This window comes from Limosilactobacillus urinaemulieris (assembly GCF_014838745.1).
In the GTDB taxonomy this organism is placed as follows: domain Bacteria; phylum Bacillota; class Bacilli; order Lactobacillales; family Lactobacillaceae; genus Limosilactobacillus; species Limosilactobacillus urinaemulieris.
On sequence record NZ_JABUXR010000003.1, the window covers coordinates 67,890 to 94,285 of the forward strand.

Consider the following 26,396-nt stretch of genomic DNA (forward strand, 5'->3'; position numbering starts at 1 on the left):
AAGGTCATTTCATTTTGTCAACTATATATGACAAAAAATAAACTGGTGAGAAAATTAGTTTTTTCTCACCAGTCATTACTAGCCTTTCAACATTAAATAATTCAATTGTAGAAATTAATGATTGCCGACCGCACTATTCAACTTTCGCCGATTGAAGAAGTAAATCAAAAGAATCAGAGGAACAGTGACAAGCATTACTGGATAGAACCATTTAACTGGCATTGTACTATCAATAATCCCACCAAGAACCGGACCAAGCGTCATTCCAATATCTAGCCCTAAAAAGAAGGTCGAACTAGCCAGTCCTCGTTCATTTTCTGGTGCAAGCATCATTGCCGTAGACTGACAAACTGAATAGATCAGGCCATAACCAAAAGCCATTCCTGCAGCCGCTAACGCCATTTCAATATTAGTCTTCATTACCGTTAGCATAATGAGGTAAAAGACCGTGGCAACAGTACTGGTAACTAACCAGGGACCAAAACGAACAGTATCAAATTGGTTCCTTAAGAATAGCCGAATTGCCAATAAGACAATAGCATAGATTAAGAAGTACGAACCAACAGCAATCTGTAAATGACGCTGTTCAGTATAGGCAACAATGTCCGCTTGCGTTGCAAAGTACGGAATCGCAAATAATGCCGTTAAGGCGGCAACTGGTAGCGAATCTCGCTGAATAATCTTCAAATGAAACTTTTTGGCCTTTTGTGCTTGTGGTTCTGGTTTAGCTCGGTTACCAACGAACTGAACAGTAATTACCACCATCAGTGCTGATAAGGCCGAAATAATGATGGCATCTCGATAACCAATTACCCGGTAAAGGTTAATTGACACCGCTGGAGCAAAGGCCATTGCCAAAGCGTTCATCAGGCCATAAAAACTCATTGCTTCCCCAACATGGTTAAAAGGAACCAGGTATGAAAGCCAGGTAGTCATACATACGGTACAAAGAACATACCCCAAACCATTAATCAATCGAAAGAACAATAGTAAGCCACTATTAGGAGTAATTACATAGCCCATTACCCCAAGGAAACACAACGCGCCGCCAATGAATGATAGTGAGTACTTCGAAAAGTGGTCGGTCAAGTTCCCCGCGATCGGTCTGAGGAACATTGCGACAATACTCATCATCCCCACAATAATTCCAGCAAAGGCACTTGAAGCTCCTAATTCTTGTGCATAACCATTAATTAACGGGTTGCAGTACATATTACTAAAAATGAAGAAAAACGATGCTGCCATTACTAGGACAACATCCTTAGTAAAGATTGATTCTTTTTTCTGCTTTACCACGATTTAACCAACTTCTTTCTCTCTAAACTTCTCTTATAGCAATAATCATACCGCAAACGGTAGTTAATTTTTTAAAGAAAAATAAATCGCCAATGAGTTTTCTCATTAAGCGATTTATTCAGTAGCAAATTATCTTTTATTATTTTTAATGTACTAGATCTAGTGTTCTACTATCACAGAGTCTAGATCTGCTCGCCAGGGACTTGCTAGAGTTAGCGGTTCTAATGCAGCAGAGTCTAGATCTGCTCGCCCTAACCTTCCTCAAGCTAACGACCTCCACCTCCGACGGCAAGTCGTCGTTCGGTGGAGAAATCGTTAGCCACCGGAAGATCTTAACGGGCTCGCACTCTCTTTATTGCAACGAATCCCATGCTTTCAGGGTGACGGGTTCGCTGTCGGCGAGTTTTTTGAGGTCGTCGCTAAGGTATTTCTTGTTGATTACGGCTTCGTAGGTGTACTCTTCAAACCAGTCCTGGGTCATTACAAAGTAGCCGTTATCACCGTTATCCTTACCCCAACTGTTTTCAATCTTCCACCGGTTTGGCTCGCCATTTTGAAGGTTAAAACCAGTTAATGTCATGGCGTGAGATACCATTGCTTGCTTCGATTCGAGGCGATCCTTCTTATCCATTACGAAATCAACATCTAACAACTGGGCACGTTGGAACAACTTAGCATCCATTAAGCCGCGCTTTCGGTCCATTTGTTGAAGGACATCATTACCAACCCAAACGGTTTCACCTGCTTTTAATTGGTTCATTGCTGTTTCTTGAAGATCCTTAAATGGAACATTAACAAACTTAATTGGAATTCCCCCAGCAACACTATCTTGAGTTGGCATTGCATAAACCTTGTTATATTCGTGATCAGGTGCGTTAGTGATTACAACATAATCATTCAGGTTCGTATCAAAGTACTCACGATAGAACTTCAGTGGCGTAAGACCAAGAACTTGGTGGAATTTCTTATCATCGTCACGAAATTCAAGATCAAACTTTGTCGGTGGTTCACCAAAGGAGTAAGCAGCAACCTTATAAACATCAGCCATCATTCGTTGTTGTGCTTCTGCTAACTCCTTTTCGTCAGCACCATCATTAACCATGTGCCGTAATTCTAATGCATCTTTCCGCATTAAGTAATTCATTACTTCAGCAACGTCACTAGTATCACGAGTGTTATGTGTATCCGGCATTACGTATTCTGGAACAACACCGTACTTTTCAATGATTGAGGCTGCATTAGCCCATTGACCACCATCATTTAAGGCAAAGCTCAAGTAGAAATCAACGGTCCGATCATGAAGGGGCTTCTTCGCGGTTTCAATAATCTTTTGGAAATACATGTTTGCCCGTTCAATCCGGTCCCAGAAGAATAAGTAGTTTTGAGAAAGTTCAAAGTCCTTAAAATTGTACTTCTTAGCAAACTTGTGCCGCATCGTATTCAGGGTCGCAAATGACCAGCACCGACCACTATGGCGCTGGTTACTTGGCTTCCCTGTTTTAATCTCGTAAGAAAATGCTCTATGAAGGCGTTGACTAGCAATCGGGTCCTCACTGGCATTTTTAATTCCGTTCTTTTGAACCGCACGAGCAATTACTTCCGCATCTTTTCGCGTATGAAAAACTTTTTGATACTTCTTAACCATTTCTGTGGTCAAATGCTTTTCTTCTGTCACGATAATCCCTTCTTTTACTAAATTTTCGGTGACTATTACTCTTTAATCATAACTCACTTTTTCGTTAACCGTCTATTAATTGACCTAGAAGTGTTATCGCTTTCTTGAATTAAATCAAACCGTTAAAATTAGAATAGTAATACCAAAGGAGGAATTACCATGAGTAAAGTATTTATTGCTGGTGGTTCAGGTCGGGTCGCTACTGAACTAATTAAAGACCTTGTTAAAGATGATAATGAGGTCGTTGCTGGTTCTCGTAACCCAGAAAAGATCGTTAAACTTGAAGGAGTTTCTGCAGTCAAGCTTGATCTTCACGCAGATGTTGACGCAATTGCTAAGATTATGGATGGGTGCGATGCAGTTTACTTTGTTGCCGGCTCCAGAGGAAAAGATCTCCTTCAGACAGACGCATTTGGTGCCGTCAAAACAATGATGGCCGCCGAACGAGACGGCATTGAACGTTACATTATGCTGAGCTCAATGTACGCACTCCAACCGCAAATGTGGTCTAAATACAAGGCACTAGCTGCGATTACCGACTATAATATCGCTAAGTTCTTTGCAGATAATTACTTGATCCACAACACTAACTTAGCTTACACAATTATCCAGCCTGCATCCCTCACTGACGAGCCAGGAACGGGAATGGTTACACTAGGCGAAGGTGATGATACCACTAACCCAATTCCAGATGTTGCTAAGGTTCTTGCTGATACGCTCAAATATAAGAATACGATTGGTCATATTATCATGATGCGTTCAGGAAAGACTCCAATTGAGGACGCCTTGAGTAACATCGGTGATCCTGTTGCTTACAATGATGCTGGCTTGGCTGACTAAATTTCTAAAAGTCTATCTTAGCGAAAGCAAAATTATTAGTAAAACTAGTAATTTTGCTTTTTTGGTATAATAAATGTATCCGCTTACATAAATAATTAATTGGAGTTGATTAAGATGGATAACCGTAAATTAATGCATTCTGGGGATATCTATTCACCAGAAGATCCCGCAATCCTTGCTGAACAAACTCAAGCAATGTTACCAATGTATGAATACAATCAAACTTTACCTACTGAAGGGAAGAAACGGCAGGCACTGCTCAAAAAGATGTTTGCGGCGGTTGGTAAGGATTGCTATATCGAACCACCCTTTCACGCAAATTGGGGTGGTCACCACATTAAACTTGGTAATCACGTCTACGCAAACTTTAATCTAACAATTGCTGATGATACCTATGTAACCATTGGCGACAATACAATGATCGGTCCAAACGTCACTATGTCGTCCGCTGCTCATCCAATTTTGCCCGAATTACGAAAGCACGGTTATCAATATAATCTTCCCATCAAAATTGGTAGCAATTGTTGGCTCGGTGCCGGAGTAATCATCCTTCCTGGAGTTACTATTGGTGATAATTCTGTTATCGGTGCTGGAGCAGTTGTTACTCGCGATATTCCAGCAAATGTTGTTGCAATGGGAGTTCCAGCAAAGGTCTCTCGTCAAATCTCTGAACATGACCGTAAATTTTATTACCGTGATCGACGAATTAATTCTCAACTTTTAAAATAAGATTAATGATTCACAAAGTCGGTGCTAAAAGCTTGCGAGGGGGATTTTTTCTCGCTAAACTAATACAGTAATTTTATTTTATGGGGAGAAATAATTGATGGAAAAAGTTTTTATTGTTGCAGCTCAACGGACACCAATTGGTAAATTCGGTGGTGCTCTTTCATCAAAGTCTGCAGTTGAATTAGGAGCAACTGTAATTAAAGATGCAGTACACAAAGCCGGTATTCCTAATAAACAAGTTGATCAGGTATTAATGGGAAATGTTCTTCAGGCCGGTACTGGTCAAAATCCCGCTCGTCAAGCTGCCATCGCTGCCGGGCTAGATCAGTCAACTCCGGCAATTACAATCAATGATGTTTGTGGTTCCGGATTATCTAGCATTATCCTTGGGGTTTCACTAGTCCAATCTAAACAAGCTCAAGTGATTGTTGCTGGCGGAATGGAAAGCATGTCCCGAGCGCCATACGTTCTTTTAAATGCCCGTCATGGTTATAAATTCGGGAATGGTGAGTTAGTTGATACCATGCAAAATGATGCCCTCCAAGATGCTTGGGGTGGCTACGCGATGGGGATTACGGCCGAAAACGTTAATGAACGTTACCACATTGCCCGCTACCAACAAGATGAATTTGCTCTCCGGAGTCATCAAAAAGCTGTTCAAGCTCAAGAGGACCACGCATTTGATGATGAAATCACTCCGGTCAACGTCACTGTTCACCATCAAGATACGGCAATCGATACTGATGAAGCACCACGGGCTAATACTTCTTTAGCCGCACTTCAGGGGTTAAATCCCGCTTTTAAAAGGAATGGTTCCGTTACGGCCGGAAATGCTTCTGGATTAAATGATGGGGCAGCTGCGGTTGTCCTCGCTAGCGAGTCAGCGGTTCAAAAATACCACCTTACTCCGCTTGCGGAATGGCAAACTTCTACTACTGTCGGTCTTGATCCCGCGGTAATGGGCCTTGGACCGTATTATGCTATCAGTAAGTTATTTGCCCAAACTGGTCTTGATAAAAATGCCATTGATCTTTTCGAACTAAATGAGGCGTTTGCTGGTCAGTCAATCGCTTGTGAACAATTATTAAAGCTAGATGATCATAAGGTTAATCCCCGCGGTGGCGCAATCGCCCTTGGTCACCCTGTTGGTTGTTCTGGAGCCCGAATTGTTGTCACTCTTGTCCATGAAATGCAAGATCTGCAGAAGCAAACCGGTGTCGCTTCTCTCTGTGTTGGTGGCGGAATGGGAATCGCTGCTTTAGTAAGCCTACCTAATTAATATCTAAATACGGAGCCTGGAAAGGAATTTGCTTTTTCAGGCTTTTTTTATGATCAATTTATTGTTATTCAATATTAAATTATTGCTTTACAGTAATTTATTATCGTTTTATAATAAAACCACAATAAAATGAAAGCGGTGTCAATAATGAAAAAGGTTAATCAGTTTCTTCTTGGAGCTATTCAAGCATTGGTTGATTTGGGAATTATTTCAAACGGTCTTTTAGGAATTGGGTTTCTAATTGTCGGTCCAATTTATATTTTCACTAACGCTATCTCTTTCAAACAGATTGGTAATAACTGGGCAATTGAACTTCTCCTCTACTTCGATATTTTACTTTTTATGGCTGTTTTCTTGTACGGTTGCCTTGCTTTGCATCACATCCTCAACAATATTAATCTTCAGAAATACTTTGCTCCTGCAAACATGGTAGCTTTACGTAAATTAATGTTCTCGTTCCTTATCCTTACCATCCTTGACGGAATTAACACGGTCGTTAACCATTTTATTAATATAACAACACAGCTCGACTTCTTCCCGTGCGGTAATTATTACGCTTACTTTATTTCACTAATTATTTGCTACCTCGTTTACTTTATCTTTAAGCGTGGATTGACTTTACAAAATGAAAATAACAGTATTATTTAGAGGGTGAAAGTAGATGATTAAAGTTAATCTTGGAGTTGTTATGGAAAAGCAAGGAATCTCTTCTAAAGAATTGGCTAAGGAAATTGGGATCACACCAGCTAATCTCTCAATCTTAAAAACGGGCAAGGCAAAGGGAATCCGTTTTGCAACCTTAAATAAGCTCTGTCAAATTTTGCATTGTCAGCCTGGAGATATTCTAAGTTACGACCAGAACTAATTAATAAGCGTCTAAGCAAACTCTTTTCCTCTTTTGTTGTACAATAAAAAAGGATGATGACTAGTAAACCTATTTTGTTAATTATTAAGCTTATCTAGTAGTTGATTCTGCTATTATCTTTACGCTAAATAGAAAGAGGATGGCGTCTTGCTTTCATCTATAAGTCATTTTTTTAATGCTTTCGGCGCTACGGTTGTTGTACCAATTATGATCTTTATCATTGCCCTTTTTCTTAAGGTTAAATTAAAGACCGCATTAATGTCTGCACTATACGCCGGGGTTGGCTTAACCGGATTTTCTTGGATTATTAGCGAGTTTACTCCGGTTGTCACTAAAATTATTCATCAAATGGTTAATAATGTTGGTATCAAGCTTCCAGTGGTTGATATTGGCTGGCAAGCAGGTTCTTTGGCGAGTTTTAATTCTTCAGTTGGCTTGGCTTTTTTTGTATTCGGTCTGATTGCTGAATTTCTTCTTTTCGCACTCGGCATCACAAAAGTTTTTATGCCGTCTAACTTGTGGAATAATTTTGGCTTTATGATTTGGGGAACCCTTGCCTATTATGTTACCCATAATTTTTGGTTATCAATGGGGCTATCATTTTTCATGCTTCTTTACACTCTTGAACTAGCTGAAATTCAAGCCGATCGTTGGTCATCTTATTATCAAATTAAGAATACAACGGTCTGTGCTGCCCAAAATATCGTCCAAACAGTTCCGGCAATCTTACTAGATCCGTTATGGAACATGCTTGGTTTCAATAAAGTTCACTTAACTCCCAAGACCTTTCAACGGAAGTTTGGTGTCTTTGGTCAGCCAACCACTCTTGGGGCAATCCTTGGTCTGTTAATCGGAGTTCTCGGTAACCTTAACCGGCTCAGTAGCTATCATGCCTGGGGACAGATTTTCCAATTTGCCGTTCAATTAGCGGCCGTAATGACTATTTTCCCGTTAGTTACAGATGTCTTTGCTAAGGCATTTAAACCACTTGCTAAAAGTATTGACCAGCAACGAAGAGCGGCTGCTGATAAGCAGGCAATTGCCGATCCAATTAACGACCGGAAGCGCTGGTTCCTCGCTGTCGATGACGGTGTTGGTTATGGCGAATCAGCAACAATTATTTCAGGAATTATTTTAATCCCAATTATGGTTGTAATTGCCTTTATTTTACCTGGTAACCGTACTTTACCAGTGGTCGATCTAATCGCCCTGCCCTTCATGGTAGAATCAATCGTTGCTATCACTAATGGAAATATCCTTAAAGTGATTGCTAACGGAATTGTCTGGTTCAGCATTGGATTATACTGCTCTAGTTGGCTAGCTCAGATCTATACCGGAGCTATTTCACATTATGGAGCTGCCATTCCTGCTGGGATTGTTCTTGTAACAAGTTTTAACCTAATGGCACGACCACTTAATGCATTGGTTTTTGCTGCTTTTATTTCACAAGATCCAGTTTGGATTGGTTTATGTATTTTGGTTTACCTATTACTACTATACTGCCTTCGTCGCTACCGACCACAAATTTGGCACTATCTTAAACGAATGGCAGATAAGAATACTATTAAGCCATCAAAGGAGTGATTTAGAATGTCAAAATTAAATTTAAAGAATACTTTGATTGCCGGAACAGCTGCGGGAGTAATTTCTGGCCTTGTTAAACTCGGGTGGGAAAATATCCTTCCACCACGGACTCCAGAACGGGACAAGGTTAATCCACCGCAAACCCTGCTTCAACAACTCGGGGTTCCCGCTAAACTTACTCAAGCTACCTATACGTACTCTGGTCAGCAACTTCCTTGGGTATCATACCTAGTTCACTTTGGCTTCTCGATTTCATTTGCGACTACTTATGCTGTCCTACTAGAAAAGAAAGTTAAATTCTTGACTCTCGGTGAAGGGATTCCGTTTGGGATCGCTGTTTGGATCGCTTTCCACTTAGTAATTATGCCTGCAATGAAAACAGTCCCTAGTGCCAAGGAGCAACCTTTTGAGGAACACCTTTCCGAGAGTCTTGGCCATGCAATCTGGATGTGGACTAACCACGAAATTGCTGACGAAGTATTGAGACAGTTAAAGAACCGCACAAAATTTTAACTACTAAGAAAAAATTTTAAAAGTAGTTGCAATTTCTAAAAATTCGGTTAAAATACAATTAAAGAATTTCAAAAGCGATGAAAAAGACGAGTAAATAATTTTCAGTCTAACAGTGAGTCGGTGATAGTGGGAGACCGATAGCACCTGGATTATTGAAAAACCCTTTTTCCATGCTACTAACCCAAATAACCTCGTTTAAAGTAGGCTTAGTCGTCACCGGCACGTTATCTCACCGGAAAAGTATTTATGTACTTGATAAGATGGTCTAAAAGTATTTTAGACAATTTGGGTGGTACCGCGGAACAAAAGCCTTTCGTCCCTTAGATGTTGGGGATGAAGGGCTTTTTTATTTATCTCCGATTCTAAGCATATTAAGGAGTTGCTAATTATGAGTTTAATTATTCCAAAGGACTACGATCCAAAATTGTCAATTCGTGATACCGAAGCTGCCATTCGTTACATCCGAGAAAACTTCCAGGATGAATTTGGTCAAGAATTACACTTGCAACGGATGTCAGCACCAATGTTTGTTGATAAGAGTACCGGGTTGAACGATAACCTTAACGGCATTGAGAAGCCTGTTTCATTCGAAATGAAGGATCTTCCTGGTGAAACCATCGAAATCGTTCACTCCCTTGCTAAGTGGAAGCGAATGGCACTCAAGAAGTATGGCTTTGGCCTTCACGAAGGACTTTATACCAACATGAACGCCATCAGGAAAGATGAAGATTTGGATAACTTCCACTCGATCTACGTGGACCAATGGGACTGGGAAAAGATTATTACTAAGGAAGAACGGACTGAACAAACATTAAAGTCTACCGTTCGGCAAATCTTCAAGGTTATTAAGCGGATCGAAAAGGAATTATGGTACCTTTATCCTGATGCTGTTTACCAATTACCAGATGACATTCACTTTGTTACCACCCAAGAGCTTGAAGACCGGTGGCCAGATCTTACTCCAATGGAACGAGAAGATAAGATTGCCAAAGAAATGGGCGCTGTCTTTGTAATGAAGATTGGGGACAAGTTGAAGCGTTCTGGTAAACCTCACGATGGCCGGGCACCCGATTATGATGACTGGAGCCTTAACGGTGACATTATTTTCTGGTATAAGCCACTGCAAAAGAAGCTTGAAATTTCCAGCATGGGGATTCGGGTTAGTCCAGAATCAATGAAGTACCAACTCGAACAAGCTGGTGCTACCGACCGGGAAGAATTACCATTCCATAAGATGTTGCTCAATGGCGAATTACCATATACAATTGGTGGAGGAATTGGTCAATCTCGGCTCTGCATGCTCTTACTTGGCAAGGCACATGTTGGTGAAGTTCAAGCCAGCATTTGGCCAGAAGACATGCTCAAGAAGTGTGAAGCTGCTCATATTCAAATTCTATAAAAATTAATTGATTAAGGGAGAGTATTAAAGTGGAAACAATTACAATTAGTCAAGCCCCAGAACACGTTGGGGAAACCGTTAAGATTGGCGTTTGGTTAACTGATAAGCGGTCTAGTGGGAAGATCGCTTTCTTACAATTACGTGACGGAACTGGTTTTTTCCAAGGGATTATCCGGAAAAATGATGTTGATGAAGCTAAGTTTGATTCTGCCAAGCACGATCTTCACCAAGAAACCAGTTTTTGGGTAACTGGTGAAATCGCTGAAGACAAGCGTTCTAAGTTCGGTTACGAAATCCACATCAAGGACTTCAAAATCGTTAGTGAAAGCGAAGATTACCCAATCGGTAACAAGGAACACGGGATTGAATTCTTACTTGATCACCGTCACTTATGGCTCCGTTCTCGTAAGCCATGGGCATTGATGCGGATCCGGAGTCGGGTTAAACTTGCCACAATGGAATTCTTTGACAAGCACGGCTTTACTCAATTTGATGCCCCAATCCTTACCTCATCAGCACCTGAAGGAACAACTGAATTATTCGATGTTAAGTACTTCGACACTGATGCCTACCTATCACAATCAGGTCAATTATATGGTGAAGCTGGAGCAATGGCGCTTGGCAAGATTTACACGATGGGCCCAACTTTCCGGGCTGAAAAGTCAAAGACCCGGCGTCACATGACTGAATTCTGGATGATCGAACCAGAAATGGCTTGGATGCACCAAGATGAAAGTCTCAAGATTCAAGAACAATACGTTGCTTACCTCGTTCAAGACTTGATTGACCACTGTGCCCAAGAATTAGAAATGGTTGGTCGTTCAGTTGAAAGCCTGAAGCCATTTACTGAATTACCTTACCCACGGATCACATACAAAAAGGCAATCGAAATGCTTCAAGAAGGTGGCTTTGATTCTAAGTACGGTGATGACTTCGGTTCACCTGAAGAAACGTACTTGGCAGATCAATTTAACAAGCCAGTCTTCATCATGAACTATCCACGGGCAATCAAGGCCTTTTACATGCCTACTGATCCAGAAGATGACCGTCAAGTTATCTGTGCTGACTTACTTGCACCAGAAGGCTACGGTGAAATCATCGGTGGTTCTGAACGTTCATACGACTATGAATACATCACCAACAAGCTTGAAGAAAACGGCTTAAGCAAGGAAGACTACGGTTGGTATGATGATCTGCGAAAGTTCGGTTCAGTACCTCACTCCGGATTCGGAATGGGTCTTGAACGATTCCTTTCCTGGATTACTCTTCAAGAACACATTCGGGAAAACATTCCGTTCCCACGGATGATTAACCGGTTACGTCCATAATAATTAGAGTGCTCAACAGCAAAGGACTTGCGGAAAGCTAGCAATTTCTCCTGACGAAGGCGACTTGCGCCTAGGAAGGAGGTTGCTAGCTCTAGCAAGTCTCTGGCGAGCCGATCTCGACCATGTTGTAGTAATAAAATTTCTCCCGACTGAATGCTGAAAGCATCTGGGAGGGGGTCTATAGGGGCTTCCCTGCGAACATATTTCGACCATGTTGCAGTAAAAATAGTTTCAGAGCATAATCTTGCTATAAAGTTAAAAGCATCAGAAACCGACTTGTTAGTCGATCTCTGATGCTTTCTTCATATTATATTTAAATTTCCGCTGAACCCTTACCCCAGTAAAAGCCTTGCTGAAGAACAGTTGGGTTACCAGCAAAAGACTCCGCAAGCTGGCGATCAGCAATTCCCTCAATTACAAAATCGAGGTGGTGATGGGTAGCGAAGGTTAACCAGGCATTTATAAAGTCATTTGTTGTCTCATGATCTTCATTTTTAAATACTAATAGTGAAAGTTTAATTCGCTGAATAGCTGATAATTGACGAACAATAAACGCATAGCTATTACTTCCAGCACAAACGTCATCAATTGCTAATTCAAACCCCATCTTTTTTAACCGGAGAATCTCTCCATCAAGGTAATCAAGACTGTGGATTGTCTCTCGCCTTTCCGTAATCTCGATTGCTACTTGAGAGCCATATTGTTCATGAATCTCTTCAAGGAACCGCCAAATACAATCAAATTCCATTTGGCAGGGCTCAAGATTAATATAAATTTTGCGTTGCGGATGGTTAGTTAAAGCAGTGGCAAGTGATTTCTTACTAATGGTGATCCATTGATCGTTCCCTTCTTGGGTGGTCAACCCTTGCAAGAATTCCATTCCCGGAAATACTCCTGAAGAGTTCCGCATTAACATTTCATACGTATCCACTTTGGCGTTCATCTCGTGGTCAACCTGAAAAATCGGCTGAAAGATATTATGTAATTTCTCACTACTAGTTATAATTTTTATCACTCATTCACTTTACTTTTTATTGTCTTATCAATTTATTGCGACGTTCTCTTCTGGCATACTATGGTGATCGGTCACGATCCAACCACGCCCATTATTCTTTACACTATACAACATTTTATCAGCACGCTTCAAGGTCAAATCGAGCAATTCACCATTCAAATGATTAGTTAAACTACAAGAAAAGCTAATTGTGATTTTGACTCCTTCTTTAGTAACGATGGGTCGCTCACTAAATTGCCGTTCAATCGACTGAAGAAGCGCATAGACTTCCTCAATTGAATGATTTGAAACAACGATTGTAAATTCTTCACCACCAAACCGATAAACATACCCGTGATCAGGAAAAGCCTCATGAATTTCTTTACGAAATACCGTTGAAAAGTAATTAAGAACTTCATTCCCTACAAAGTGACCGTAAGTATCGTTAATTCGCTTAAAATGATCAATATCAAGTCCGCCAATCACAATACTATGAATATCCCGATTCTTGGTTAATGCACTAATTTCCTGACTAAGAGCCCGATAATTAAGTAATCCGGTGAGATCATCCCGCTCACTTTATCTTTGCAGAAGTTTTATCTTTTCCTCATTTCTAATTTCACTTTCATACCGCTGACTCTCAAAAATTAATATTATCAAGAGACCAAGCGTCGCCGCAGCAACATTAACAACGGTAAAGTTATTATCAATTCCTAATGAGATAATTTCAACCAAGCTTAAACTTAAAATTGCCAAGGGATAGCGAATCCGAATTGAGATTCCTTTCCATTGCACTAACATCCCACAAATTAGCAGAAAGATTGCTGATTCGCCAAGCCAAATCCACCAAGTATTTAGCGATTCAATTCCCATAAGAACTTCAACCGTATTCGCAAATAGCGGCGTAATCGCTAAGAGTCCCCACCAAAGCTTGTTTTTACTATTACGAAAGACCATTGTGACTGAAACAACCTGCATAAAGGCAACTTCATTAATATTAAATAGGGATAGCTGTAATAGACAGAACTCCTGAATAAAATATGTAATCATAATCGCCGCAACTAATCCGCAATTTGCTAGTTTATTTCCCTGAAACGATTCCCAATACCGTTCAAAGTAAATTTGACTAATAATCATACAGATAACAATTATTGGCAAATAAATAACTGCGCTAAAAAGTTGGATCGCCAAATTAACTTCACCTTTTCATTGTAATTTTTGATAACTTTCAAATTTTACTGCTCCTGGCTAATTTAATCTAGGAAAATCTCGGGAATAAATTCATATTCCACTTTAATCTTTGTAAAATAATCGACTGTCTATCAACGTTTATCTTATTAGCCATTTTATAGTAATTTTGTGATATAATCTTTTGCGGAAAATTTCTATTCATTTAACTAGGGGGAACGGTAATGATTATTATGGGGATTTCATTACCAATTTAATTTTATGAATACTAGCACACGTAATAATTATCGGGACCATTTCTTTGAACATGGTCACTGGGGAATTAAAATTCGCCAAGTACTGGTTGCACTAGCTTGTTGGTTAATCCTATTCATACCAATTATCATTACAAGCGCTACCTATTTAGCTTACCTGACTCATGGACGACACGGTCATTTCTTTTGGCATTACGCTGAAGGATTTCAGGAACTAAACTTCTTGGTAATCTTTTTAACCTTTGCTTTAGGAATGATCGCTGTTTTTTGTCTAGCAATGGGATATATCCAGTTTCAACGATCTCGCGGGTTAGTTAATAAGTGGCCGCTATTTGACATCACTAAAAATCAGTGGGAACGGCAAACAGCAGAGAAGTTCATGACCGCTCGTTTTGGTACTGAAAAGCAACGTCAAAATTTACGAAACTACACGGTAAAGCCTGAGCAAAACCTTACCAAGAACCAGCTTAAAAAAGTTATCGCCAATAAAAATATGGAGGCTGACAGTTAATGGTTTCTAATATTTTTGACGCTGCTTTGAATACTGCTACACCTTGGGAAAGCTTTCTCTTTGTTATCACCCTGATTCTTTGTCTCTACCCAATTTTGGGCGCAATGTTCTGGTTTTTCGGTGCGGTATCATACATGCTTTTCCGTCATCATGAGGAACTTCTTCCTGATACGAAATTAGAAAACGAACCATTCATTACGATCATGATTCCGGCCCACAACGAAGAGGTTGTCATCCAAAGCACCCTTGAATATCTCTTAACCAAGCTTCATTACCATAACTACGAAATCTTAGTAATGGATGATGGAAGTACTGATCGCACCCCAGAGATATTGCACCAAATGCAAAAGTCATTTCCCCGGCTCCGGGTAATTCGGATCGAAGAAAATCAAGGCAAAGCCCATGCCTTTAATATTGGCATCTTTTTTGCTAAAGGAGAATATATTCTTAGCAACGATGCCGATACAATCCCAGAACCAGATGCATTAATTAAGTACATGCAATATTTTACTAGTCCAAATAGGGTTAATTATGCTGCAATTACAGCTAATATGGATGTTTATAACCGCTCAACGCTCTGGGGAAAGTCACAAACCGTTGAATTTTCAAGCATTGTTGGGATTATCAAACGTAGCCAAACTGCCGTAAACAACACAATGTATGCCTATAGCGGAGCGAATACAATGTATCGACGAAACTTTTTAATTAACGTCGGCGGTTTTCGCCAGGACCGGGCAACAGAAGATATCAGTATTGCCTGGGATCATACTTTCATGAATGTTGTTCCCAAGTTCGCACCTGACATTGTCTTCCACATGAACGTTCCGGAATCGTTCCGTGATCTTTACCGCCAACAAACTCGGTGGGCCCAAGGTGGAACCGAAGTCTGGTTAACCAATTTTCCTAAGATCATCGCTCATCCTTGGCGCTTTCGCTTTGTTATCCCAATGTTAGTTGATACGACCCTTTCAATCGTCTGGTCTTTTTTCTTTTGGATTACAAGCTTAATTTTTGTTAGTTTAATGACGTCATTTTTCCTTACAGGTAATTACGAACGAGTCTGGCACGGATTTGTAATGAGCATGATTTTCGTTAGTTTCCAGTTAATTGCCGGCCTTTTCCAAGTTTTAGCCGCGTTAATTCTTGACTTTAACGGAACCAAACTACGCTACTTTGCTTTCTCGCCCCTTTACCTCCTCTTTACATGGCTCGTCAATCCCTTAACAATCGTTACCACCTTTGTTAAAGCAGTTAAGACGGTATTGGGCCACGGAAGCGGTAAATGGATTAGTCCAAAACGAAAGGTTAGTTCTGATGAATGATTTAAAAATATTTTTCTGGTGGATCTTTATCATTTTTACCCTCAGTTGCTGTTTACTTTGCGTTGAAGCACGGATTCGTTACAGGAATAAAAAGGGAATCGATCAGGATCAAGGATTTTCAAACAAATACAAATACTTTGGCCAACCAATTTATAATCACCAGCAAAAGATTCAGGGTTATGAATTGCTTCTCCGTGAATTTGATTCACAAACACAGCGTTGGCAACTACCATCCAATGTGAATAACTTTCCATTAAGTAAAATTGTTCACACTGTTCAAAAAATTGATCCCAAAATTATTGCCAATATTAGGTTCCTTTCTCTGAATATGACCGTTAGTCAAATATCTGATTTCCGTGCAGCTTACTTTTTTAAATGGCTTCTTGGGGTAATCAATCACCACCAATTATTAATTGAAATTGACGCTACCGATCTTTGCCAGGCTAATTTTGTTCAACGCTATAGAGTGTTAAAGATATTAAAGCAAATCGATCATCCTCATATTAAAATAACGATCGAAAACGTTGATTCTTCTAAAAAGACCTACCGGATTATTAAATCCTACCTTCCATATACTGATTTTCTTAAATTTGATATCCACTCGTTTAAGAAATCGCCTTCCCACTGGATTGACATTACGCTTGCTCAATGGCAGCGATTCGCCAGCAAAGAAGGAACTACCCCAATCGTAGGTAAAGTCGAAAATGCTGCTCAAGTCGCTCTAGCCGATCAGCTTAATATCAACTTGCGTCAGGGATATGCTTATGGAGAGCCGAAAAGAATTTAAATATTAGAGAGTGATAAAAGTTATAAATGACTTCTATCACTCTTATTTTGTTTGCTTTTCGTAACTTTAAAAGTTACAATTGTTTCAGAAAGGATGATTATCATGAAGTATTTAATTACCGGTGCTACTGGCCATCTCGGTCGTCTTGTTGTCCAAGAACTTAGTAAGCAGGTCCCTATCAACAATATCCGCTTAGGTGTCCACACTCCCGCAAAAGCAACTGATTTCAAAAGAGCAGGGTACGAACTTGCAACAATCGACTATCAGAACACCGCAACAATGAACCGCGCATTTCAGAACATTGATGTTTTAATCTATATCCCTAGTCTTACTTACAAGGTTCAAACACGAATTAATGAATTTGAAAACACCCTTACGGCGGTAAAAGAAGCTGGCATATCAACGATTATAGATGTTAGTTTCATCGCCGACCAAGCGAATAATCCATTTCAGATAGCTGGTTACTATGCCTACCTTCCAGCCCGCTTAGCTAGTACCGGACTCCAGTATGCAGTTATCAAGAATTCCCTCTATGCTGATCCGCTAATTCCCTATCTTCCCGAACTCATCAAACGCCAAAATATTATTTACCCAATTGGTGATCAAGCAATGAGCTTTATCAGTCGTCAAGATAGCGCTGAAGCAATTGCAAATGTTGCTGTAAAACCGTATCTCTATAATCATGGACAAAATTACCTTTTAACAATGAAACAAAATTACAATATGGTTGAACTAAGTCAGATTATGACTACCGTAACTGGTAACAAAATTGGTTACAACCCAGTATCAATTAGCAAGTTTGCTGATCTTTACCGTTCTGAGGGCGATGGTGATGAACTAGCTTCCATGTATAAAGCAGCGGCAATGGGATTGATGAATGATGTTACTAATGATTTCCAACATATTACGGGACATGAGCCCCAAAATATGAAAAACTTTTTAATAAGTAATTATCAACCGAATCATTAAAAAACAAAGTCTGTGGGACTTCAACTTCCCTCAGACTTTATTTTTGCGATCCTAATGCTTTCTCAACTTCCTCAGCAAGCGGAATCGATGGCATTGCGCCCATCCCCTGTACAGCTAAACTGGAAGCTCGCTGGGCGTATGTTATTGCCGACTCAAAGTTTCCCAGATTAGGACTTAACTGTGAGCTAAGTGCACCGATAAACGTATCACCCGCTGCTGTGGTATCAACTGGCTTTACCTTAAATGCCGGAACTAATCCATGGTGACCATCTGCCGTTACGTAAAAAACGCCTTGCTCGCCTAAGGTAATAATTGTGTTTTTTACCCCCTGTGACTTAAAGAACTTTGCATTCTGAAGCATTGATGGTTCATCATTAACCGAAATTCCCGTTAATAAGGAACTTTCAGTTTCATTCGGAATAATAATGTCGGTATACTCCAGCAATTCCGGAAGCAAGTCTGTTGCGGGAGCTGGATTAAGAATTGTTATTACATTTTGCTGCCTGGCAAGCTTGAAAGCAGCTAGCGTGACTTCTTGTGGTGTTTCCAGTTGGGCAACAATAAAGTCGGTGCCGGCTAATTCCTGCTCCAAATCATTAAGCTGGACCGTAGTCATTGCCTGATTAGCACCCCCATAAACCATAATATCGTTCTGGCCATTTTCATCGACCGTAATTACCGCACTGCCAGTTCCGTTATCCGGATCAACAGCAATCTTACTCGTGTCCACGTTATTTTCTGCTAATGTTTTGACCATTTCCTGTCCATCATTATCGGCACCAACCGCACCAATAAACGAAACTTTCGCTCCAGAGCGAGCTGCTGCAACAGCTTGATTGGCGCCCTTACCACCCGGTGCATAGCTTTTCTGCTTGACCGCAACTGTTTCTCCTGGTTGAGGGAACCGCGTTACTTGATAGATTGAATCAACGTTAATACTACCAAGAATCATTACCCGATTTACCATTTTTCCCACTTCTTTCCTAGATCTAATTACTATTATTATACGAATTCCAGCAATTACTCCACAACCAGTTGACTCTAACTTCCTTAAAATCAGCTATTAAGATATAGTAGAAGTTAAACTAATAGATTTTTCATTACTAATTAAGGAGCTACTATGAAATTCAAACTAGAATATTGGAAAATCAATATTGGAATATATGCCATTATCTGGAGTTTAATAATCGGGATCCTAACAGCGGGATATTTAAACTTGGTAAACTGGGTCATTAACATTATTTGGAATGAATTTTTTAGTTCTCCAACCGAATTTAAAACCTGGTACCCATTTATTATTTGTTTACCATTTGGCTTCCTAATCGGCTTCCTTAGTCATAAATTAGGCAATTATCCATTAACAATTGAGGAAGTTCTTACCACGGTCCGAATGCGGGGCAAGTTAGACTATCACAATTGGTGGAAGTCATTCACTTTAGGATTACTTGTTCTTGGCGCTGGTGGAAGTGTCGGTCCAGAAGCCTCCACCACTGTACTAACTAGCAGTATGATTAATTGGCTTGGTGACCGGTTAAGGTGGTCGATCTTTTGCCACCACAATGGTCAAGAAAATAATATCTGGCAAGATCGGCTTAATCGCCATCAACTAGAATCAGCGCCACTTTTTAGTCAATTATTTCGAAGTAAAAAGCAAAAAAATCTAATAGTATCTTTTCTTGTCATTATTGGCATTCTGGGAGCTGCCATTGTCTTCAAACTATTTCCTGAAGAGGGGGTCTTCGGCATTCACCACCACACAATTAACTGGCAATGGGAAAACCTGCTTACTGCTATTCCGATAATGATTGTCGGGATTGCCTTTGGTTGGTTATTTATCCGGCTTGAAAATTGGTCAGCATTGATCATTAACGTTAAACTAAGCAAAGTTTGGCAAGGAGGTATCTTTGGCTTAATTCTAGCAACTTGCTCTTTACTAAGTAATGATATCCTTTTTTCGGGTGAATTTAGAATTGTTCCTTTTAGTCATGAAGCATTAACTTTATCTGTTCCTCTTTTACTGTCGATTGCTTTTGTTAAAGCAGTTGTTACTAACCTTGGTTTTGCGATGGGCTGGCGTGGTGGAACTATTTTCCCGGCAATTTTTTCAAGTTTAGCCATCGGTTGTGCATGTGCACTAGTACTTCCCGGCGATGTTCGCGTTAATGCCGTTATTGTCTTAGCCACTAGTCTCACTGTCATCCTGGGGAAACCCCTGCTAACTAGTATCCTTTTGATTCTCCTAGTCCCAATTGAATTAACTCCGGTAATAATTACTGTTTCAATCGCTACTAACTGGTCAGTTAAAAAATTTCTCCCCAGCTCTTAAAAATTAATAAATCCTCCCTATTCTTCTTTCAAACAAAGATTAGGGAGGATTTTTAATTTCAGTTACTAATTAAATAGTACTCGCTTCACAAGGACTACTCTCTTATAGGCTTTCATTGTACTTTTGCTTAATAAAATTAGCAGAGTTCTGTAACTTTTGCAATTCTTCTTCAGTCAAGTCTAATTGACTTTGCTCAACGATTCCTTGACGGCCGACAATTGCAGGGTAAGAAAGGTAAACACCGTATTCTTCACGGAAATTCGATACAGGAAGTTCAGTTCGTGCATCACTTAAAATAACGTTAACTAACCGTACTGCGGCCGTAGCAACCCCATAGCTAGTGTACTTCTTTCCTTTGAATACATACCAGCCACCAAGCTTAGACTCCTTATCCAGTTCCGGTAAATCAATGTTCCGTTCTGCAGCAAGTTTAGTAATTGGCTGATCAAGGACCCGAACGGTTGACCAAGCGGTAAATTGTGAATTCCCGTGCTCACCAAGGTTGTACCCACTAACAGAACGCGGATCGACATTAAATTTATCCGCAACGACCCACTTCATCCGAGCAGAGTCAAGTAACGTTCCTGTTCCGATGACTTGATTCTTCGGCAGTCCCGTCAGTTTTTGGTATAAGGATGTAATCACATCAACTGGGTTTGAGATTACAACGAGCTTTCCAGAGAAGCCACTCGCCTTGATCTTTGGAGCAACATCCTTAACTGCGTCCCGCGTAAATGGCAATTCAACAAACCGGTCAGCTTGTGGCTGATCCTGAAGCTTGATATTCCCCACTGCTGAAACGACTACTTCAGCATCCTTTAACGCCGAATAATCATTAACCACAATATTGGTATGGTATGGCAAATTAGGCATTGCGTCCTTTAAATCAAGGGCATCGGCATTTACCTTATCCTCGTTGGAATCAATTAATACCAAGTCATCAGCAAACCCGTTAGCAACAATGTAGTGGGCAACCGTTGAACCAACGTGCCCCATCCCAATAACGGCAACTTTTCGTGACATTCGGAAAACTCCCTTCACACATTAAAATAAGATTAAAATTAACTTATATTAATGATACCACCTTTAATAATTCAGATCATTTAAAAACTGAAGCACTACAAATATGCTCCAGTTTTCTCTACACTATCCTTGATTATTTTGAATAATTTTAATCTTGCTTTGATCAATTTTCGGATCATCCATAATAATTTCATCGGCATGATCAACCTTAATTTGACCACTGATTGGGTTCTTAATGCTCATGATTGATCCCTTAATTTCCGCATCAATATTGCTGCACAGTTCAAAATCAAGATCAGTTCGGAGTGTCCGACAATTCTTCATTGTCAAATGGTCAACATAACATAATCCTTGATCACTCTCAATCGTACAGTTAATGAAGGTGATGTTCTTGGTATTCCAAGCGAGGTACTCACCGCTAATCTTCGAGTCATAAATGGTAACATTTTCGCAATTCCAAAAGGCATCCTTTGAAACTAACCGTGAATTATGAACCTCAACATTCTTAGCGCCATCAAAAACATAGTTACCTACCAGATCAAGGTGATCAACATAAATGTTCTCACTGTTCATCCCTAGATAATCTCCATTGGCATACACATCATGCATTTTAATGTTCTTACAGCTCCACATCGTCTCTTCAGCGTCAGAGAAGTGAACGTTATCAAGGATAATGCCGTCACACCGCCGGAATTCCTTTGGGGCTTGAATAGTGCTGTCAGTAATTTCAATGTCATTGGTATACCAAATCCCGGAACGCGACATCTCTTCAAAAATCGTGTCCGTTACCTTAATGTGATCAGAATACCAAAGTGGATACTTCCAAGTGAAAAGAACACCATCTAACGTTAAATTAGCTGTCTCCTTTAGGGGTGATTCACCCTTCCCAAATGTGGTGTTAATTAATTTTGTGTCGTGAATCCCGTAGAGTGGTCGTTCACCATCATAATAGTCATCTTTAATTTCTTGCATGTTAGTTATTCCCCTTTGCGATCCTCTTCTTATCAAGATCTCCACTAACTAAGAATAATCCTATAATATTAATTAGTGCAATTAATATCCTTATTTTAAAATAGCACTAACTAATTAAAAGTAAAAATACTTATACCTAATTACGTTATATTCGGTTCTTGAATAACTAATTGTCGAGAAGCATTACCTAGGGCGTCAATATAAATTGATGTACAATCAAGGATGAAGCAATTTTAGTTTAAGGATAGATAAAGGAATGATGATTATGAAGTACGATTTTGACACAATTCTTGATCGCCAGCATACTAATTCAGAGAAATGGGATGTTAAACCAGGCGAATTACCAATGACAACTGCTGATATGGACTTTAAAACGGCTCCTGAAATCATGCAGGCAATGAAGGATAAAATTAATGCCGGTGCTTTCGGCTATGAATACCCTAGCCAAGAATATTTTGACGCCGTTGCTCACTGGTATAAGACTGAACATAATGCAGATGCACAAACCTCCTGGATGCGTTTTGCTACGGGAGTAATTCCTTCGATTACTGCTAGCGTTAATCATCTAAGCCATACGGGTGATAATGTTCTCCTGATGGAACCAGTCTATAATACCTTCTATAATTCAATCCTAAATAGTGGTCGTCACGCCCTAGCAAGCCAATTAAAGTATGATCGTTCTACCTATACTTATTCCGTTGACTGGGATGACCTCGAAGAAAAGATGAGCAACCCGTTAACGACCCTGATGATTCTCTGTAATCCACACAACCCAACCGGTTATGTTTGGTCTCGTGATGAGCTAATGCGGATTATCAAATTAGCACAAAAACACGGTGTAGTTGTTATTAGCGATGAGATTCACGGTGACTTAGTTTTAAAGGGTCCTGACTATACACCAACTTTTTCTCTTCCCGAAGAATACCGCCAAAACCTAGTTACCCTAGTTTCAACAAGTAAAACATTTAACGTTGCTGCCCTTCACGCTGCAACAGGAATCGTTGCTAATCCGATCCTGCGTGAACGCTTTACCCGGGCAATTAATAAGTATGAAGTTGCTGAACCGAACCTTCTTGCCATTCCTGGTACCATTGCTGCCTATACTCAAGGTGCCGACTGGCTTCACCAACTCAAGAAATACTTACTGGGTAATCGAGAATACTTAGAACAATTTATCAGCGATAATTTACCTCAGCTTCACGTTGTTCCTGGTACAGCTACCTACCTTGTCTGGATTGATGTTAGTGAAGTCACCAATGATAGCAATGCCCTTGCACAAAAGATCCGTCAAGAAACTGGGTTAATTATTAATCCAGGAACTTACTACCATGGTAACGGTAATGAGTTTATCCGGATCAACATTGCTTACCCGCTTGTCCAAATCAAGGATGGGTTAAGCCGGTTAGCTAAGGCAATTAAAAACTAACTTCTTGAATTAGCGTTATGATAGAAGTTAATCGTATTTTAGGGAGTATCTAAGTTTGAGTAAGCTAAAAAAGCATATTAATCGTGAAATGGATCTTTGGGAACATAATCAAGCAAACGAGTTAGCAAAGATTCGTGCATCACAGCGTCACCTGATTTACAACTTAATTGCCTATGTTTCAATTTCAATTATTGAATATTGGTTAGCTGAAATCAGTAAGTCGCAAACTTTACGGGCCGATGCATTTAACAACTTATCTGGAATTATCTCAACATTTCTCTTAATGATGGGACTTCATATTGCACAAGACATTGACGATGATGATATTGCTGGTGTGGAAATGCCGGACGAAAATGAAAGCATTCTTGGTGGCGATCAACGGATGCAGTTTATTTGCTGGCGATATGAAACTGTCTTTTCCCTAGTAACCGCTGTTATCATGGTTGTGATTGCATTTGATGTTATTCTTGACGGAATTAAAGCTCTGTTGAATCCTGCTAGTCGGGTGGTTCCCCAACCAATTGCTCTTGTTGGGGCCGGAATTGCTTCGGTGATCATGCTTGTCGTCTGGTACATGAACCGTAAAGCTGGTCAACGACTACAAAACGCTGCCCTCCTAGCTTCGGCCCAAGATAGTCTTGCCGATGCCTTTACTAGTATTGGAACCATGGTTGCGATCGCTGGGGCCCTCCTCTTTGACCTGGCATGGCTTGATGGGGTTACCAGTATCATCGTTGGTTTCTTTATCCTCTATTCTGGATTAAAAATCTTCTTCCAGACGAGCTTAAACCTGGTCGATTATTTTGATCCAAAAGCCGAGCGGGAATATAAGCAAGCAATTTTGAAGGTCAAAAAAGTGAAAAACGTCGCTGAACTAAAAGCCCACTATAACGGGAATGTCGTTTCTCTCGATGCTACAGTTTTGGTTGATGCCAAAATGACCATCTTGGAAAGTTATCAGCTTTCTGAAAAGATTGAACGAACTCTGCGAAAGAAATTTGGAATCGTTGATACTGATATTTCCTTTATTCCCGCTCCCGGAACATTCTCTGATAAGGACGTTAAGGGGCACTTCTAATTTGTGATGTTTCATATGAAACAAAAAATGAGGTTCAATTTTGAACCTCATTTTTTTGTTATCAATATAATCTTTAGAAATTATCTCGTTTTCCTTTGAATCCTAGCAAGCTAAACAATGCTCCAAGGACAGCAAGCCCAATCAATCCTGTATGACGCTGATTACCGGTCTGTGGCAATTGACTTTGCGTTGTTGGAGTGTTAGTCACTACCTTGTCCTGGCTTTGTACAGGCCAGCTTGTTTTATTAACTAATAACTGATTATTAACCTGCTTGTCAGGGACAACCTGTTCACCGGGAGTTCCAGGAATTACCTTAACACCGTCCGTTGGTCCTTCTGGAGTTTCATTAGTTCCTGGCTCAGGAGCTGGGGTCTCTCCAGGAGTAGTCGGAGAAGTAGGAGTTTCTGGAGCAACTGGTGTGGTTGGTTGCTGAGGAGTTGTTGGCTTCTCCGTTGGCGTACTTGGTTGTTCTGGTGTCGTTGGCGTTTCTGTTGGCGTTGTCGGCTGTGCTGGTGTACTGCTATTCTTAGTGTAGTAAACAGTGATCGTAGTGTGTTTATTGGACTTAGCATCGACCAGCATTTGATCGATTAGCTTCTGATTGTCATCAACCAACCGGTACCCCGGAATCGTTGGTGAAACCACGTCAAATAGCTTTGACTTAGCTTGTTGTTCGTCTAAGTCTTGTGCCAAAATTTTACCGTGCTGATCAATTGCGTAGTAAGTCGTCGGCTGTTCAGCAACCACTTGTGATTTAGCCTTTGATGCTGCATATACGGCAAATGTGGTTGGAAAAACCGGGCTTCCTGGATTTGCTGGTTGTCCAGGGTTATCAGGAACAACCGGTATACTAGCGTGTTTAAGAATTACCTGGTAAGTTGTTTCCTTTTGTGGGAAATTAGCTACCTCTGGATAGTTGTCACTAACATACTGGTAGCCCATGCTTAGATAATCTTTAATTCTATTGCTTTTCTCATAATCAATTGATGCTCCCGGCTTACCACTTACTGTATCTGTAGAAAGAATCTTGTTGTTATCATCCTGATCAATATATTCGATCGCAACTGTTACCTCTTCCACAGCGTTCTTTTTGTAGACAACCCGAACAACCTTGTTAGGCTGCTCGGTAGTAATGGTAGCACCATCAACTTCTTCATTTACTGGTGTATAACCAGCAATTTCTGGTGCCTTAACCTTACCGAATTGGTGTGACTCAGTCTTCCACTTTCCGGGAGTAATCACTTTACCTGTCACGCTATCAACAATTCTTTCTGTTTTTTCAAACGTGAATGACGTTACCGTATTATCTCTTAATTTTTTGCCGTCTTGATCAACGTACTCTACCGTTTGTGAACCAGGAAGAGTCGTATTAACTGTTTTGGTACCATGGGTAAAGTAAACGTTAAAACTAAAAACATGGTTAGCTTCAGTAAACTGTAACTGCCTCCCCTCATTAAATACTGGGGTGAAGTTATCAGAAACATACTGGTAGCCTTTTTCACCAAGACTATTTACCTTGGTATTAATTAAGTTTTCTCCCTGAGATTGTTGAACATGCGTACCAAAGTAGCCCTTAAAACTGTCTTGTCCCAAGCTTTGGTTATTAGTCTGATCAATATAATTAATTGTGACATGACCAACTTTATAGTAAGGAACAATACTTACATCTTGATTAGCATCCGGGTGGAGTGTTTTATTTGTCCCTTCCTCTTGGTACTGAATTGTTCGGTCAATTGTAACCGCCTGGTCTGATTGGACTTCGCCATTATTTCCCAATTGATTCTGAACGGCTTTAATTGCATTTTGCGTTTGTTCTTGATTATTCTGTTCTTGATAATTTGAATTTTGCGCAGGTTGATTAGTTTGACTTACTGTATCGGCCTTAACGTTATTGACAGCACTGCCCATAAAGAAGAGCGTTGTTCCTAACATTACCGAAACAGTCCCAATTTTCAGTTTCCGTAAGCTAAATCGCTGTTTAACCTTGACCGGATTCTGTCGGTCCTTTACAAATTTCATTATTATCCCTCCTAATAA

General features: G+C 40.2%; 24 protein-coding genes, 1 pseudogene and 1 other annotated feature. Of the genes and pseudogenes, 16 read left to right on the forward strand and 9 right to left on the reverse strand.

From position 1 onward, the window contains the following. Window positions 1-114 precede the first annotated feature (114 nt). Both HUK45_RS02320 and HUK45_RS02325 read right to left on the reverse strand, forming a co-directional pair. The gene (locus tag HUK45_RS02320; RefSeq protein WP_191910993.1) at window positions 115-1,245 is read right to left on the reverse strand and encodes an MFS transporter; all 1,131 of its coding nucleotides are present in this window, start codon (window positions 1,243-1,245) and stop codon (window positions 115-117) included. 403 nt (window positions 1,246-1,648) lie between these two features. Then, window positions 1,649-2,971, reverse strand: a complete 1,323-nt coding sequence (locus tag HUK45_RS02325) for a C1 family peptidase (protein WP_191910915.1) — start codon at window positions 2,969-2,971, stop codon at window positions 1,649-1,651. A gap of 159 nt (window positions 2,972-3,130) precedes the next feature. On the opposite strand from HUK45_RS02325, the gene HUK45_RS02330 reads away from it, so the two are divergent. The 9 genes from HUK45_RS02330 to asnS all read left to right on the forward strand — a co-directional run bounded on the left by HUK45_RS02330 (window position 3,131) and on the right by asnS (window position 11,508). Next, entirely contained in the window at window positions 3,131-3,811 is a 681-nt protein-coding gene (locus tag HUK45_RS02330) for an NAD(P)H-binding protein (RefSeq protein ID WP_191910916.1), read from the forward strand. A 114-nt stretch (window positions 3,812-3,925) separates the two neighbouring features. Next, the gene (locus HUK45_RS02335) at window positions 3,926-4,540 is read left to right on the forward strand and encodes a sugar O-acetyltransferase (protein ID WP_191910917.1); all 615 of its coding nucleotides are present in this window, start codon (window positions 3,926-3,928) and stop codon (window positions 4,538-4,540) included. Between the two features lie 97 nt (window positions 4,541-4,637). Next, entirely contained in the window at window positions 4,638-5,819 is a 1,182-nt protein-coding gene (locus HUK45_RS02340; protein WP_191910918.1) for an acetyl-CoA C-acetyltransferase, read from the forward strand. A 147-nt stretch (window positions 5,820-5,966) separates the two neighbouring features. Next, entirely contained in the window at window positions 5,967-6,467 is a 501-nt protein-coding gene (locus HUK45_RS02345; protein ID WP_191910919.1) for a DUF2975 domain-containing protein, read from the forward strand. A gap of 13 nt (window positions 6,468-6,480) precedes the next feature. Then, complete coding sequence (locus HUK45_RS02350; protein WP_191910920.1) at window positions 6,481-6,684, forward strand: helix-turn-helix domain-containing protein; 204 nt, start codon at window positions 6,481-6,483, stop codon at window positions 6,682-6,684. 147 nt (window positions 6,685-6,831) lie between these two features. Next, complete coding sequence (locus tag HUK45_RS02355; RefSeq protein ID WP_191910921.1) at window positions 6,832-8,268, forward strand: PTS transporter subunit IIC; 1,437 nt, start codon at window positions 6,832-6,834, stop codon at window positions 8,266-8,268. Window positions 8,269-8,274: 6 nt separating this feature from the next. Continuing rightward, window positions 8,275-8,781: a DUF1440 domain-containing protein gene (locus HUK45_RS02360; RefSeq protein WP_191910922.1), complete on the forward strand. Its 507-nt coding sequence runs from the start codon at window positions 8,275-8,277 to the stop codon at window positions 8,779-8,781. Between the two features lie 68 nt (window positions 8,782-8,849). Then, window positions 8,850-9,105, forward strand: a binding site (T-box leader). 64 nt (window positions 9,106-9,169) lie between these two features. After that, entirely contained in the window at window positions 9,170-10,180 is a 1,011-nt protein-coding gene (gene asnA, locus HUK45_RS02365) for an aspartate--ammonia ligase (protein ID WP_191910923.1), read from the forward strand. Window positions 10,181-10,209: 29 nt separating this feature from the next. Continuing rightward, complete coding sequence (gene asnS, locus HUK45_RS02370; protein ID WP_191910924.1) at window positions 10,210-11,508, forward strand: asparagine--tRNA ligase; 1,299 nt, start codon at window positions 10,210-10,212, stop codon at window positions 11,506-11,508. 313 nt (window positions 11,509-11,821) lie between these two features. Here the strand turns inward: asnS and HUK45_RS02375 are convergent, their stop codons facing one another. The 3 genes and pseudogenes from HUK45_RS02375 to HUK45_RS09495 all read right to left on the reverse strand — a co-directional run bounded on the left by HUK45_RS02375 (window position 11,822) and on the right by HUK45_RS09495 (window position 13,693). Next, a complete protein-coding gene (locus tag HUK45_RS02375; protein ID WP_191910925.1) occupies window positions 11,822-12,523 on the reverse strand; it encodes an EAL domain-containing protein in 702 nt (233 codons plus the stop codon). Window positions 12,524-12,550: 27 nt separating this feature from the next. After that, window positions 12,551-13,066 (reverse strand): annotated as a pseudogene (locus tag HUK45_RS09490) (GGDEF domain-containing protein); the annotation flags it as partial. Window positions 13,067-13,081: 15 nt separating this feature from the next. Beyond that, window positions 13,082-13,693 carry a hypothetical protein gene (locus HUK45_RS09495; RefSeq protein ID WP_235971934.1) on the reverse strand — a complete coding sequence of 204 codons (612 nt, stop codon included), beginning with the start codon at window positions 13,691-13,693 and terminating at the stop codon, window positions 13,082-13,084. Window positions 13,694-13,951: 258 nt separating this feature from the next. Here HUK45_RS09495 and HUK45_RS02385 point away from each other — a divergent pair, with 258 nt between their 5' ends. From HUK45_RS02385 to HUK45_RS02400, 4 genes are all read left to right on the forward strand, one after another. Next, window positions 13,952-14,455, forward strand: coding sequence for an ABC transporter permease (locus HUK45_RS02385; RefSeq protein ID WP_191910926.1), 504 nt, complete (start codon window positions 13,952-13,954; stop codon window positions 14,453-14,455). Beyond that, window positions 14,455-15,777: a glycosyltransferase family 2 protein gene (locus tag HUK45_RS02390; protein ID WP_191910927.1), complete on the forward strand. Its 1,323-nt coding sequence runs from the start codon at window positions 14,455-14,457 to the stop codon at window positions 15,775-15,777. The genes HUK45_RS02385 and HUK45_RS02390 overlap by 1 nt, the downstream gene beginning before the upstream one ends. Beyond that, window positions 15,770-16,564, forward strand: a complete 795-nt coding sequence (locus HUK45_RS02395; protein WP_191910928.1) for an EAL domain-containing protein — start codon at window positions 15,770-15,772, stop codon at window positions 16,562-16,564. Before HUK45_RS02390 ends, HUK45_RS02395 begins: the two co-directional genes overlap by 8 nt. Before the next feature lie 102 nt (window positions 16,565-16,666). Then, window positions 16,667-17,533 carry an NmrA family NAD(P)-binding protein gene (locus HUK45_RS02400; RefSeq protein WP_191910929.1) on the forward strand — a complete coding sequence of 289 codons (867 nt, stop codon included), beginning with the start codon at window positions 16,667-16,669 and terminating at the stop codon, window positions 17,531-17,533. A 37-nt stretch (window positions 17,534-17,570) separates the two neighbouring features. Here the strand turns inward: HUK45_RS02400 and rbsK are convergent, their stop codons facing one another. Further along, window positions 17,571-18,500, reverse strand: a complete 930-nt coding sequence (rbsK, locus tag HUK45_RS02405) for a ribokinase (protein ID WP_191910930.1) — start codon at window positions 18,498-18,500, stop codon at window positions 17,571-17,573. 153 nt (window positions 18,501-18,653) lie between these two features. Between rbsK and HUK45_RS02410 the strand changes: the two genes are divergently transcribed. Continuing rightward, the gene (locus HUK45_RS02410; RefSeq protein ID WP_191910931.1) at window positions 18,654-19,859 is read left to right on the forward strand and encodes a chloride channel protein; all 1,206 of its coding nucleotides are present in this window, start codon (window positions 18,654-18,656) and stop codon (window positions 19,857-19,859) included. Between the two features lie 102 nt (window positions 19,860-19,961). On the opposite strand, the gene HUK45_RS02415 is transcribed toward HUK45_RS02410, so the two are convergent. Both HUK45_RS02415 and HUK45_RS02420 read right to left on the reverse strand, forming a co-directional pair. Beyond that, window positions 19,962-20,882 carry an L-lactate dehydrogenase gene (locus tag HUK45_RS02415; protein ID WP_191910932.1) on the reverse strand — a complete coding sequence of 307 codons (921 nt, stop codon included), beginning with the start codon at window positions 20,880-20,882 and terminating at the stop codon, window positions 19,962-19,964. A gap of 123 nt (window positions 20,883-21,005) precedes the next feature. Next, window positions 21,006-21,854: a DUF3737 family protein gene (locus tag HUK45_RS02420; protein ID WP_191910933.1), complete on the reverse strand. Its 849-nt coding sequence runs from the start codon at window positions 21,852-21,854 to the stop codon at window positions 21,006-21,008. Between the two features lie 265 nt (window positions 21,855-22,119). Between HUK45_RS02420 and HUK45_RS02425 the strand changes: the two genes are divergently transcribed. Beyond that, window positions 22,120-23,280, forward strand: a complete 1,161-nt coding sequence (locus tag HUK45_RS02425; RefSeq protein WP_191910934.1) for a MalY/PatB family protein — start codon at window positions 22,120-22,122, stop codon at window positions 23,278-23,280. 55 nt (window positions 23,281-23,335) lie between these two features. Continuing rightward, window positions 23,336-24,358, forward strand: a complete 1,023-nt coding sequence (locus HUK45_RS02430) for a cation diffusion facilitator family transporter (protein ID WP_191910935.1) — start codon at window positions 23,336-23,338, stop codon at window positions 24,356-24,358. A 73-nt stretch (window positions 24,359-24,431) separates the two neighbouring features. On the opposite strand, the gene HUK45_RS02435 is transcribed toward HUK45_RS02430, so the two are convergent. Next, on the reverse strand, window positions 24,432-26,378 hold the full coding sequence (locus HUK45_RS02435; RefSeq protein ID WP_191910936.1) for a mucin-binding protein: 1,947 nt from the start codon (window positions 26,376-26,378) through the stop codon (window positions 24,432-24,434). Window positions 26,379-26,396 lie beyond the last annotated feature (18 nt).

What these genes read in the sequence shown, in the direction of transcription:
- HUK45_RS02320 (WP_191910993.1), bottom strand. Translation starts at nt 1,245, where the DNA reads ATGGCAGCATCGTTTTTCTTCATTTTTAGTAATATGTACTGCAACCCG.
- HUK45_RS02330 (WP_191910916.1), top strand. Translation starts at nt 3,131, where the DNA reads ATGAGTAAAGTATTTATTGCTGGTGGTTCAGGTCGGGTCGCTACTGAA.
- HUK45_RS02335 (WP_191910917.1), top strand. Translation starts at nt 3,926, where the DNA reads ATGGATAACCGTAAATTAATGCATTCTGGGGATATCTATTCACCAGAA.
- HUK45_RS02340 (WP_191910918.1), top strand. Translation starts at nt 4,638, where the DNA reads ATGGAAAAAGTTTTTATTGTTGCAGCTCAACGGACACCAATTGGTAAA.
- HUK45_RS02345 (WP_191910919.1), top strand. Translation starts at nt 5,967, where the DNA reads ATGAAAAAGGTTAATCAGTTTCTTCTTGGAGCTATTCAAGCATTGGTT.
- HUK45_RS02350 (WP_191910920.1), top strand. Translation starts at nt 6,481, where the DNA reads ATGATTAAAGTTAATCTTGGAGTTGTTATGGAAAAGCAAGGAATCTCT.
- HUK45_RS02360 (WP_191910922.1), top strand. Translation starts at nt 8,275, where the DNA reads ATGTCAAAATTAAATTTAAAGAATACTTTGATTGCCGGAACAGCTGCG.
- asnA (WP_191910923.1), top strand. Translation starts at nt 9,170, where the DNA reads ATGAGTTTAATTATTCCAAAGGACTACGATCCAAAATTGTCAATTCGT.
- HUK45_RS02385 (WP_191910926.1), top strand. Translation starts at nt 13,952, where the DNA reads ATGAATACTAGCACACGTAATAATTATCGGGACCATTTCTTTGAACAT.
- HUK45_RS02390 (WP_191910927.1), top strand. Translation starts at nt 14,455, where the DNA reads ATGGTTTCTAATATTTTTGACGCTGCTTTGAATACTGCTACACCTTGG.
- HUK45_RS02395 (WP_191910928.1), top strand. Translation starts at nt 15,770, where the DNA reads ATGAATGATTTAAAAATATTTTTCTGGTGGATCTTTATCATTTTTACC.
- HUK45_RS02400 (WP_191910929.1), top strand. Translation starts at nt 16,667, where the DNA reads ATGAAGTATTTAATTACCGGTGCTACTGGCCATCTCGGTCGTCTTGTT.
- rbsK (WP_191910930.1), bottom strand. Translation starts at nt 18,500, where the DNA reads ATGGTAAATCGGGTAATGATTCTTGGTAGTATTAACGTTGATTCAATC.
- HUK45_RS02410 (WP_191910931.1), top strand. Translation starts at nt 18,654, where the DNA reads ATGAAATTCAAACTAGAATATTGGAAAATCAATATTGGAATATATGCC.
- HUK45_RS02415 (WP_191910932.1), bottom strand. Translation starts at nt 20,882, where the DNA reads ATGTCACGAAAAGTTGCCGTTATTGGGATGGGGCACGTTGGTTCAACG.
- HUK45_RS02420 (WP_191910933.1), bottom strand. Translation starts at nt 21,854, where the DNA reads ATGCAAGAAATTAAAGATGACTATTATGATGGTGAACGACCACTCTAC.
- HUK45_RS02425 (WP_191910934.1), top strand. Translation starts at nt 22,120, where the DNA reads ATGAAGTACGATTTTGACACAATTCTTGATCGCCAGCATACTAATTCA.
- HUK45_RS02435 (WP_191910936.1), bottom strand. Translation starts at nt 26,378, where the DNA reads ATGAAATTTGTAAAGGACCGACAGAATCCGGTCAAGGTTAAACAGCGA.